This window comes from Cellulomonas sp. NPDC057328 (genome assembly GCF_042667215.1).
Classification (GTDB): Bacteria; Actinomycetota; Actinomycetes; order Actinomycetales; family Cellulomonadaceae; genus Cellulomonas.
On the sequence record NZ_JBHUZW010000133.1, the window covers coordinates 1 to 10,561 of the forward strand.

The 10,561-nt window shown below is 75.3% G+C and carries 8 protein-coding genes; 6 read left to right on the top strand and 2 right to left on the bottom strand.

Going from position 1 to position 10,561, the window contains the following annotated elements:
• Window positions 1-535: 535 nt before the first annotated feature.
• A complete protein-coding gene (locus ACFUMH_RS16955; RefSeq protein WP_378208346.1) occupies window positions 536-1,777 on the top strand; it encodes a GDSL-type esterase/lipase family protein in 1,242 nt (413 codons plus the stop codon).
• 53 nt (window positions 1,778-1,830) lie between these two features.
• The gene (locus ACFUMH_RS16960; RefSeq protein WP_378208348.1) at window positions 1,831-3,072 is read left to right on the top strand and encodes an amidohydrolase; all 1,242 of its coding nucleotides are present in this window, start codon (window positions 1,831-1,833) and stop codon (window positions 3,070-3,072) included.
• A gap of 81 nt (window positions 3,073-3,153) precedes the next feature.
• Here ACFUMH_RS16960 and pgi read toward each other — a convergent pair whose 3' ends face one another.
• Window positions 3,154-4,836, bottom strand: coding sequence for a glucose-6-phosphate isomerase (gene pgi, locus ACFUMH_RS16965; RefSeq protein WP_378208350.1), 1,683 nt, complete (start codon window positions 4,834-4,836; stop codon window positions 3,154-3,156).
• 198 nt (window positions 4,837-5,034) lie between these two features.
• Here pgi and ACFUMH_RS16970 point away from each other — a divergent pair, with 198 nt between their 5' ends.
• Window positions 5,035-5,370, top strand: a complete 336-nt coding sequence (locus ACFUMH_RS16970) for a hypothetical protein (RefSeq protein WP_378208351.1) — start codon at window positions 5,035-5,037, stop codon at window positions 5,368-5,370.
• A 9-nt stretch (window positions 5,371-5,379) separates the two neighbouring features.
• Here ACFUMH_RS16970 and ACFUMH_RS16975 read toward each other — a convergent pair whose 3' ends face one another.
• The gene (locus ACFUMH_RS16975) at window positions 5,380-6,729 is read right to left on the bottom strand and encodes a pectate lyase (RefSeq protein ID WP_378208353.1); all 1,350 of its coding nucleotides are present in this window, start codon (window positions 6,727-6,729) and stop codon (window positions 5,380-5,382) included.
• 146 nt (window positions 6,730-6,875) lie between these two features.
• On the opposite strand from ACFUMH_RS16975, the gene ACFUMH_RS16980 reads away from it, so the two are divergent.
• From ACFUMH_RS16980 to ACFUMH_RS16990, 3 genes are all read left to right on the top strand, one after another.
• Window positions 6,876-7,823 carry a PfkB family carbohydrate kinase gene (locus tag ACFUMH_RS16980; protein ID WP_378208355.1) on the top strand — a complete coding sequence of 316 codons (948 nt, stop codon included), beginning with the start codon at window positions 6,876-6,878 and terminating at the stop codon, window positions 7,821-7,823.
• 138 nt (window positions 7,824-7,961) lie between these two features.
• Complete coding sequence (locus tag ACFUMH_RS16985) at window positions 7,962-9,140, top strand: ROK family protein (RefSeq protein WP_378208359.1); 1,179 nt, start codon at window positions 7,962-7,964, stop codon at window positions 9,138-9,140.
• Between the two features lie 124 nt (window positions 9,141-9,264).
• Window positions 9,265-10,539, top strand: a complete 1,275-nt coding sequence (locus ACFUMH_RS16990) for an extracellular solute-binding protein (RefSeq protein ID WP_378208357.1) — start codon at window positions 9,265-9,267, stop codon at window positions 10,537-10,539.
• The last annotated feature ends 22 nt before the right edge of the window (window positions 10,540-10,561 follow it).

A 10,561-nucleotide genomic window follows, 5' to 3' on the forward strand; every position in this document is an offset into this window, starting at 1 on the left:
ACGTCGTTCTTGCTGCCGCCGAAGCCGTGCCCGATCAGGACGGCAGGCCGGCGCCCACCGAGGCGCTACCCCGATCTCGTCACATCTGCCCCGACCTCGTCCGGGACACCTGACGAGGTCGACGCACACCTGGCGAGGTGGGCGGAGGACACAGGAGCTCGCCGTCCGGCGGGCTCGCCCGACGCCGTCGGGCGCGGTCACCGTCCGGGTCCCAGGTCCACCGCCGAGATCGCCGGTGCGACGTCGAGGTCGGCGGTTCCACCAGGCGACCTCGGCACCCGGCGGGCGAGCTCGGCGGGTACCCACCCGTGCGACCCGGGACGGTGCGGGCGTGAGGAGCGAGCCGGCGACGGACCCACCGGCCACCACCGGCGTGCGGTCCGCGCCCGGCCGTCCGTCTCCTCCCGTGAAACGCTTCGACGGTCCCGTGCCGGCGCGGGGCCGCGACAGGCTGCTCGTCGGGTCGGCCCGTGCGCCGGTCCGGCCCGCGCCGCCCGGCGGCGCCGGGAGCCGTCGCGTCGAAGGAGCCGTGCGCATGCCGACCCACCCCCTGCGCCGCGCGGTCGCGGTGCTCTGCGCGCTGGTCGCCGTCCTGGCCGCGTGCGCGCTCGCCGCCGTGCCGGGCGCCGCCGCCCCGCGCGCCGCCGTTCCCACCGCCGCCCCGCTCGTCACGGCCGTGCCCGCCACCGCCACCGCCGCCGTGCCAGCCGCTGCCGCCGCGCCCGTGCGCGTCATGCCGCTCGGCGACTCGATCACCGGCAACCCGGGCTGCTGGCGCGCGATGCTGCACCGCGACCTGACGGCCGCCGGGTACGCGGTCGACATGGTCGGCTCCCTGCCGGCGCAGGGCTGCGGGATCGCCCACGACGGCGACAACGAGGGCCACGGCGGTGCGCTGGTGACGACCGTGGCGGCGTCCGGCGAGGCCGCCGCGTGGTTCGCCGCCGCGCGGCCGCAGGTGGTCCTGCTGCACTTCGCGACGAACGACGTCTGGAGCGCGCGCACGCCGCAGCAGGTGCTCGACGCGTGGTCCACCCTGCTGCGTCAGGCGCGCGCGGTCGACCCCCGCGTCGTCGTCGTGGTCGCGCAGATCATCCCCGTGGCGCCGCCGACGTGCGCCGAGTGCCCGGAGCGCACGCGCGCCCTCAACGCGCGGGTGCCGGGGTGGGCCGCGGCGGAGTCGACGGCCGCGTCGCCCGTGCTGGTCGTCGACCAGTGGACCGGGTGGGACCCCGCACGCGACACGACCGACGGCGTGCACCCGCACGAGGGCGGGTTCGCGCGCATGGCCGCGGCCTGGTACCCCGGCGTCGTGCGTGCGCTCGGCCTCGTCGGCGGGACCGGCACGCCCATGCCGACGCCCACCGCGACGCCCACCGCCACCACGAGCCCCACCGCGACCCCGACCCCCACCCCGACCCCCACCCCGACCACCACCGCCACGCCTGCGCCCAGCCCCTCGTGGACCGTCCCCTCGACCGCCGACGACGGCTGCCAGGCCACCCACACGGTGACGAGCTCGTGGCCCGGCGGCTGGGTCGCGACGGTGCGCGTGCGCGCCGGCGAGGTCCCCGTCTCGGGCTGGCGCGTGTCGTTCATCGGCGGGCCGACGCCGGCCGTCGCGCACGCGTGGAGCGCGACGGGCACGGGCGGCACGTTCGCGAACGCCGCGTGGAACGGCCGGCTCGCGGCGGGCGCCACCACCGAGTTCGGCTACCAGGGCACCGGGAGCCTGCTCACGCAGCGCCTGCGGTGCGTGGCGACGCCGGCGTCCTGACCGCCCCGTCCCGGCCGCCGGACCCTCGCGCCGACGGACGTACGGTGGGACGCATGAGCTCCGGAACCACCGCCCGCCCGTCCGTCGTCGCGATCACCGGCGGGTACGTCGTCCCCGTCGTCGGCCCGCCCGTGGACGGCGGCACGGTGCTCGTCGAGGACGGCGTGATCACCGCGGTCGGCGCCGGCGTCGCGGTGCCGGAGGGTGCGCGCGTCGTCGACGCGACGGGCCGGTGGGTGCTGCCGGGCTTCGTCGAGGGGCACGGGCACGTCGGCCTGCACGAGGAGGGCGAGGGCGTCGCGGGCAACGACACGAACGAGATGACCGTGCCGAACACGGCGGGCGTGCGCGCGGTCGACGCGGTGAACGTCGACGACGAGGGGTTCCGCGACGCGCTCTCGGGCGGTGTCACGTCGGTCGTCGTCAAGCCGGGGTCCGGCAACCCGATCGGCGGGCAGTCGGTGGCCATGAAGACGTGGGGCGGGCGGACCGTCGACGAGCAGGTGATCTCGGCGTCGGTGTCGGTGAAGTCGGCGCTGGGGGAGAACCCGAAGCGGGTGTACGGCGAGCGCAAGCAGCTGCCGTCGACGCGGCTCGGCACGGCGCTGGTGATCCGCGAGGCGTTCGCGAAGGCGCGCCACTACGCGGCCGCGCGCGCGGCGGCCGAGAGGAAGGGCGAGCCGTTCGCGCCGGACCTGGCGCTCGAGACGCTCGCGCGCGTGCTCGACGGGGAGCTCGTGTGGGACCAGCACACGCACCGGCACGACGACATCGCGACGGCCCTGCGCCTCGCGGACGAGTTCGGCTACCGGCTCGTCATCAACCACGGCACCGAGGCGCACAAGCTCGCCGACGTGCTCGCCGAGCGCGACGTGCCCGTGATCTTCGGGCCGATGTTCACGAGCCGGTCGAAGGTCGAGCTGCGTGACCGCTCCATCGCGCACCTCGCCGCGATCGCGGCGGCCGGCGTGCGGGTCGCGATCACGACCGACCACCCGGTCGTGCCGATCAACTTCCTGGTCCACCAGGCGACGCTCGCGGTGAAGGAGGGCCTGCCGCCGCAGACGGCGCTGGAGGCGCTGACGGTCAACCCGGCGTCGTTCTTCGGCCTGGAGGGGCGCGTCGGCGCGCTCGAGCCCGGCCGCGACGGCGACGTGGTGGTCTGGTCCGGCGACCCGCTGGACGTGCACGCGCGCGTCGAGCACGTGCTCATCGAGGGCCGCACCGTCTACACGTGGGACGCGGAGGCGGGCGTCGGCCGGGTGGTCGAGCGCGCGGAGCGCTTCACCGCCTGACGTCGCCCGCCGGCGGGTCCGTCGTCCTCGTCGTCGTGGACGGCCGGGACGACGGACCCGCACGCACCGCGGTCGGACGGTTCAGCCGCGCAGCTCGAGGTACCGCGCGATGAGCGCACGCGTCGACGGGTCCTGGGCGTCCAGCGCCGCCGCGTCGCCCTGCACCGCGGGGGCGATCTCCATCGCCAGCTTCTTGCCCAGCTCGACGCCCCACTGGTCGAACGAGTCGATGCCCCACACGACGCCCTGCGCGAAGGTGATGTGCTCGTACAGCGCGATGAGCTGGCCGACCACCGACGGCGTCAGCGCCGGCGCCAGGATCGACGTCGTGGGCCGGTTCCCCGAGAACACGCGCGCCGGGACGATGTCCTCGGCCGTGCCCTCGGCGCGGACCTCGTCGGCCGTCTTGCCGAACGCCAGCGCCTTGGTCTGGGCGAAGAAGTTCGCGAGGAAGAGGGCGTGCACGTCCGTCTCGCCGTCGCGCAGCGGGTAGGCGGGGTTCGCGACGGCGATGAAGTCGGCGGGGATGAGCCGCGTGCCCTGGTGGATCAGCTGGTAGAACGCGTGCTGCCCGTTGGTGCCGGGCTCGCCCCAGAACACCTCGCCGGTCTGCGTGGTGACGGGCGTGCCGTCCCAGCGGACCGACTTGCCGTTCGACTCCATCGTGAGCTGCTGCAGGTACGCGGGGAAGCGGTGCAGCTGCTGCGCGTACGGGAGCACGGCGTGGGTGTGCGCGCCGAGGAAGTTGACGTACCAGACGTTGAGCAGGCCCATGAGGAAGGGCACGTTCTGCGCGAGCGGCGTCGTGCGGACGTGCTCGTCGACGGCGTGGAAGCCCTCGAGCAGGTCGCCGAACGCGTCCGGGCCGATCGCGATCGCGAGCGACGTGCCGATCGCGGAGTCGACCGAGTAGCGCCCGCCGACCCAGTCCCAGAACCCGAACGCGTTGTCGGGGTCGATGCCGAAGTCGGCGACCTTGTCGAGCGCCGTCGAGACGGCGACGAAGTGCTTCGCGACGGCCTCGCGGCGCGCCTCGTCCGAGTCCGCGAGGTGCCCGTCGGCGGTGAGCCGCTCCCACAGCCACTGCCGGGCCAGGCGCGCGTTCGTCAGCGTCTCGAGCGTCGTGAAGGTCTTCGACGCGACGATGAACAGCGTGGTCGCGGGGTCGAGGTCGGCGGTCTTCTGCGCCATGTCGGTCGGGTCGATGTTCGAGACGAACCGCACCTCGAGGCCGTCCTGCACGTAGGGCTCGAGCGCCTCGTAGACCATCACCGGGCCGAGGTCCGAGCCGCCGATGCCGATGTTGACGACCGTGCGCACGCGCTCGCCGGTGACGCCCGTCCACTCGCCCGAGCGCACCTGCTCGGCGAACGCGGCGACCCTGCCGAGCACCTCCTGGACGTCGTCGTCGACCTGCTGCCCGTCGACCACGAGCGGCGGCTCCGCGTCGGCGGGGCGGCGCAGGGCCGTGTGCAGCACGGCCCGGTCCTCGGTGACGTTGATGTGCTCGCCGGCGAGCATCGCGGCGAAGCGGTCGGTCAGGTGCACCTCCTCGCCGAGGCGCACGAGCAGGGCCAGCGTCTCGTCGGTGACGAGGTTCTTCGACAGGTCGACCGTCAGGTCCGCGAGCCCGAACGTGAGGCGGCTCGCGCGCTCCGGGTCGGCGGCGAACCAGCCGCGCAGGTCCGGGCGGAGCGTGCTCTCGTGCTCCGAGAGGGCCTGCCAGGCGCTCGTGGTCGTCGGGTCGGTGGGCGGCGTGGGCACGTGGGCCTCCGGGTGCGCGATGGGTGCTGGCGGTGCGACGGCCGCGGGCCCGCGCCGCACGGGCGCGGGCGACGTCGACCACGGTCCACCGTAGGGCCGCGGGGGCGGGGCCCGCACGGGACGTCCGGCCACCCGCGCCCGCGCCGTCGGGGCGGCTCCGCGGCCGCCCGGCCCGGCGCGCTGCCTACAGTGGGCGGCATGAGCCGCCTCCCCGTCTGGCCGGTCGCCGCCGCGACCCTCGTCCTCGGCTTCGCGCTCGCGCAGGGCACGGGGGTGCGTGCGCTCGGTGGTGCGGTGCTGCTCGCCGGCGGCGCCTGGTGCGCGTGGCGTGCGGGCCGGCGCGTGGGGTGGGCGGCCGCCGTCGCCGTGGTCGTGGTCGCCGTCGTCGCGTTCGTCCTGTCGCACGTGGTGGCGGACCTGCTCGGCGCGTGGCCGTCGGTCCTGCTCGCGGCCGCGGTGCTCGGCGCGACGACGTGGGCGGTGGTCGACCGGCCGCGGACGCGGGGCGCCGCCGTGGCGACGCCCCGCCCGTGAGCGACCGCCTCAGCGGTAGGTGACGGACGCGGTGCTGTAGCCGCAGGCCGCGCTGGGGCCCGAGCCGGTCTTCGACGGCTCGCCCGAGGTGACGCCCTTGTACTCCTCGCAGATGACGATCTTGCGGGAGGCGTCGCCGACGATCGTCACGCCCGTGAGGGTCGCGCGGTCGCCGAGGTTGGAGTTGATGCCGACGAGGGACTTGCCGGGTGCGGTGACCCGGACGTCCTCGACGCGCACCGTGCGGGCGTACTGCTTCGAGCAGTTCCCGCACGAGCGGTAGAGCTTGCCGAAGTCGCTCACCTGGAAGTTCCGGATGACGAACGTGCCCGGGCCGTTGTGCTGGAACACCTTGTCGGACGCACCGCGGGCGCCGCCGCCGACGACCGTCATGGTTTGGGAGGCCGACGTGCCCTTGAACGTCGCCGCGTCCTCGCCGACGTCCTCCCACCACACGTTCTCCAGCGTGCACGTGCCCAGGCAGTGGATGCCGTCGCCCGCGCCCTCGCCGAGGATGACGTTCTTGAGCACCGCGCCGTCGGCGAGCTGGAACATCGGCGGCTGCGACTCGCCCTGGTCGCCGGAGGAGATCCCGTAGTGGCGCACGAGGCCGAGGTCGCGCGTGCCCGAGATCGTGATGGTGGCGGACACCTTCTGCTGGCCCGTCGCGCTCGGCCAGGCGGGGGACGTGCCGGGTGCCGCGGTCGGCGTGCTCGTGGGCGCGGTCGTCGGGCGCGGCGTGGCCGAGGCCGTCGGGGTGGCTGACGCCGTGGGGCGCGGCGTGGCCGTCGGCGCGGTGGTCGGCGCCGTGCCGGTGCCCACCTGCACGAGCCGCCACTGCTGGTGGTACGACTTCGCGTCGGTCCCCTGCGTGATCGCCGCACCGGCCGCCTTGGAGGCGCCCGCCACCTGCAGCACCTTGTCCGAGTGCTCGACGGCGAGCCGCACGTACGCCGACTGCGCCAGAAGGCGCACCTGCTGGTGGGCGGCGTCCGTGTCGGTCGCCTGGCGCACGGCGGCGCCGTCGGCGGTGGACGCGCCCGCGACCTCGACGACCTTGCCGGACTGCCGGTTCTGCAGGCGGTAGCGGCCGTCGCCGGACGCGAGGAAGCGGAACTGCTGCGCCGTGGCCTCGGTGCGCGTGCCCTGCTGCAGGACCGCGCCGGCGGCGGTCGAGGCGTCGCGGACCTCGAGCACCTTGTCGCTCTTGCGGCTGACGAGGACGTACCAGGCGGACGGGTCGACGGTCGCGGCCGACGCGGTGACGGCCGTGACGAGCCCGAGGGCACCGCCGACGGCCACGGTGAGCGCCGCGGCCACGGCGACGCGCCAGGGGCGGCGCGTGGAGGAGGGGGACATGAACTGCCTCTCGAGAGGGGAAGCGCTTGCTGAGCCATCCGACCACGTGGGGCGGATCGGACAAAAGCCCCAGGAGCGTGACGGTTCGATGAGAACAGGTGCGGCACAGGAGTGCGCGTGACCTGCGCCACTGCGACGATCGGAGGGTGAGGCGGACGGCGTGGGGGAGCGGCGGGCTCGTGTGCTGCGGGCTGACGACGCTCGACGTGCAGCAGACGGTCGAGGCGCTGCCCGGGCCGGACGAGAAGGTCGTCGCGGACGACCTGCACGTCACGTTCGGCGGTCCCGCCGCGAACGCCGCCGCCGTCGCGGTGGCGCTCGGCGTGCCCGCCCGCCTCGTCACGGCCCTGGGGGCAGGCCCGCTCGCCGACGTGGCGCGTGCCGGGCTCGCGGACGCCGGCGTGGAGGTCGTCGACCTCGCCGCCGCGCGCCCGGGCGTGCTGCCCGTCTCGACCGTGCTGGTCACGCGCGCGACGGGGGCGCGCGCGGTGGCGTCCGTCAACGGCGCCCGTGCGGGGGAGGTCGTCGCGGACGGTCCCGTGGGTGAGCTGCTCGAGGGGGCCGCCGCGGTGCTCGTCGACGGCCACCTGCCCGGGGTCGCGACCGCGCTCGCGGGCGCGGCGCGTGCGGCCGGCGTCCCGGTGCTCCTCGACGGGGGCAGCTGGAAGCCGGGGACGGACGCGCTGCTCGGGCACGTCGACCTCGCCGTGCTGTCCGCGGACTTCCGGCCGCCGGCCGCGGCGGCCCCCGGGCGCCCCGAGGACGTCGACGCGCTGCTCGACGCCGTGGCGGCGCACGGCCCGCGCTTCGTCGCGCGCTCGGCGGGCGCCGGTCCGGTCCGCGTGCGGGTGGCGACGGCCGGTGCGGCGGCGGTGCACCGCACGTCGGTGCGCCCCGCGCACCTGCTGCCCGGGGCCGTCGTCGACACGCTCGGTGCGGGGGACGTGCTGCACGGCGCGATGGCGGCGGCGCTCGTGCGCGGCGCGACGCCGCTCGTGGCGCTGGCGGAGGGCGTGCGCTGCGCGACGCTCTCGGTGGAGCACCGCGGCGCGCGCGGGTGGCTCGGCGCGCGCGGCGTCGCCGCCGCCGGCTGAGCCAGAGCGCACGCCGCCCGCCCCCTGGCGGGTGGCGTCGTGCGCGCGTGCTACGGCCCTGTGAACCAGCGGTCACGATGTGATCACGGTCACGACACCTCCTTGACGCAGATTTGTAAGGAAGGTCTACTAACAAACGTGACGACGACGACGCGGTCGGCGGGCGGCCCCGCGACCAACCCGGTGCGGCGCGGTCTGCGCCCCACCACCAAGGTGCTCCCGGAGCACGCCCGCGCGCACAACCGCTCGCTCGTCCTCGGCCACCTCTTCCACGAGGGCCCGTCGTCCCGCGCCGACATCGCCCGCAGCACCGGCCTCACCCGCGTGACCGTGTCCGACCTCGTCGCGGCGCTGCTCGGGGAGGGGCTCGTCGCCGAGCTCGGCGTGCGGTCCGAGGGACGCGTCGGCAAGCCCGCCACCCTCGTCGGGCTCCGCTCGGCCGACCACCACGTCGTCACCGTCGACCTCACGGACGACGAGACCGTGCTCGGCGCCGTCATGACCCTCGACGGCGAGGTCGTCACGCGCATCCACGAGCCCAGCGCCGGCACCACGGGCGCCGCCGCCGTCGACCTCGTCGAGGACGTCTGCCGCCGCCTCGTCGACGCGGCCACGCACCCGGTCGTCGGCGTCGGCATCTCCTCGCCCGGCGTCATCGACGACACCGGCGCCGTGCGCGAGGCACCCAACCGCGGCTGGTTCGACGTCCCGCTCGCCGCCCGGCTCACCGCCGCCCTCGGCGTCGCCGTGCACGTCGCCAACGACGCCAACACCCGTGCGCTCGGCGAGTACACGTTCGGCGGCGCGGACGCCAGCACGATGATCGTCACCGTCGGCCAGGGCGTCGGCGCCGGGCTGCTCGTCGACGGCTCGCTGGTCCGGGGCCGCGGGCACGCCGCCGGCGAGATCGGCCACGTGACGGTGGTCGACGAGACCACGGCGGGCGAGGACGCGCAGGGCTGCGCGTGCGGTCGCCGCGGCTGCCTCGAGACCGTGCTGAGCGCGCCGGCCCTGCGCCGCCGCGTCGCCGGCCTCGACCCCCAGGACTCCGACGCCGCGCTGGCGTCGGTCGGCCGGATGCTGGGGCGCGCCCTGGCACCCGTCGCCAGTGCGCTCAACCTCGCCGAGGTCCTGCTCTCCGGCCCGCCGGAGCTGCTCGACGGACCCCTGCGGGAGGCGGCGCTCGCCACCGTGCGCGCCCGGACGATGCCCGTCATCGGGCACGACCTGCGCCTGCGGATGGCGGCTCTCGACGAGGACGCGGCGCTCGCGGGCGCCGCCGTGCTCGTCCTCTCCGGTCAGCTCGGGATCACGTGACGGTCCCGAGCCGACAGGCCGGCTCGGGGTCACGTGACGACCCCGAGCCGACCGTCATCAGGTCGGCAGCTACCCCCGGCGTCGTCGGCGTGACGACCGCCTCGCTCATGGGAGGAACCCCAACGTGAAGATCCTACGTTTCGCGGCCGCCGGCTTCGCGGCGGCGCTCACGCTGACGGCGTGCTCGTCCGGTTCGGCAGGCGGCTCCACCGACGCGACGGACGGGGGCTCGGAGGGGGCCGAGATCCGCGTCTGGCTCGTCGGCACGGACACGCCCGAGGACGCCCGGACGTACCTCAAGGAGACGTTCGAGGAGGAGCACCCGGGCTCGACCCTGGTGATCCAGGAGCAGTCGTGGACCGGCCTGGTCGACAAGCTCACGACGTCGCTCTCCGGCTCCGACAGCCCCGACATCGTCGAGGTCGGCAACACGCAGGCGGCGACGTTCACGTCGTCCGGCTTCTTCGCCCCGCTCGACGACGTCGCGGAGGAGCTGGGCGGCGACGACCTGCTCCCGGGCTTCGTCGAGGCCGGCACGTGGGACGGCACGTTCTACGCCGCGCCGTACTACGCCGGCTCGCGCGTGGTGTTCTACAGCCAGCAGGTGCTCGGCGGCGCCGCGGTGCCGACGACGCTCGACGAGTACGTCGCCACGGCGAAGGCCGCGCGGACCGAGACGCACTCGGGCGTCTGGTTCCCCGGCCAGGACTGGTACAACATGCTCCCGTTCGTCTGGGAGAACGGCGGCTACATCGCGGAGCAGAACGGCGACGAGTGGGAGGCCGGCTTCTCCACCGAGGGCGGCATCGCCGGCCTGACGCAGGTCCAGGACCTGTTCCAGAACGCGTCGAACGCGCCCAAGGACGGCGACGAGACGAACCTGCAGGTGCCGTTCTGCGAGGGCGCGACGACGTTCCTCTCGGCGCCGAGCTGGATCAAGTGGTCGATCCTGGCCGAGGCCGACGCGGAGGTGCCGGGCTGCCCGGAGACCTTCGGCGCCGACCTGCACGCGTTCCCGCTGCCCGGCAAGGACGGCGGCGCGGCGCAGGTGTTCGCCGGCGGCTCGAACGTCGCGGTCGCGGCGAAGTCGGCCAACCCCGACCTCGCCAAGGACGCGCTCGCGATCATGCTGTCGGACGAGTACCAGACGATCCTGGCGGAGAACGGCCTCATCCCGGCCAAGGTCTCCCTCGCGGACGCGCTGCCGGACGACGAGGTCACGGCGGCCGCCGCGGCCGCCGCGGCCAACGCGCAGCTGACGCCGGCCACGCCCAAGTGGGGTGACGTCGAGGCGCAGAAGGTCATGCAGGACGCGCTCGTCCGCCTCGCGCAGGGCGAGGACGTCGAGGCGGTCGCCGAGGAGCTCGACTCCACGATCGAGTCCATCCTCAACGGCTGACCGGACGCGCCGGGCCCCGCCC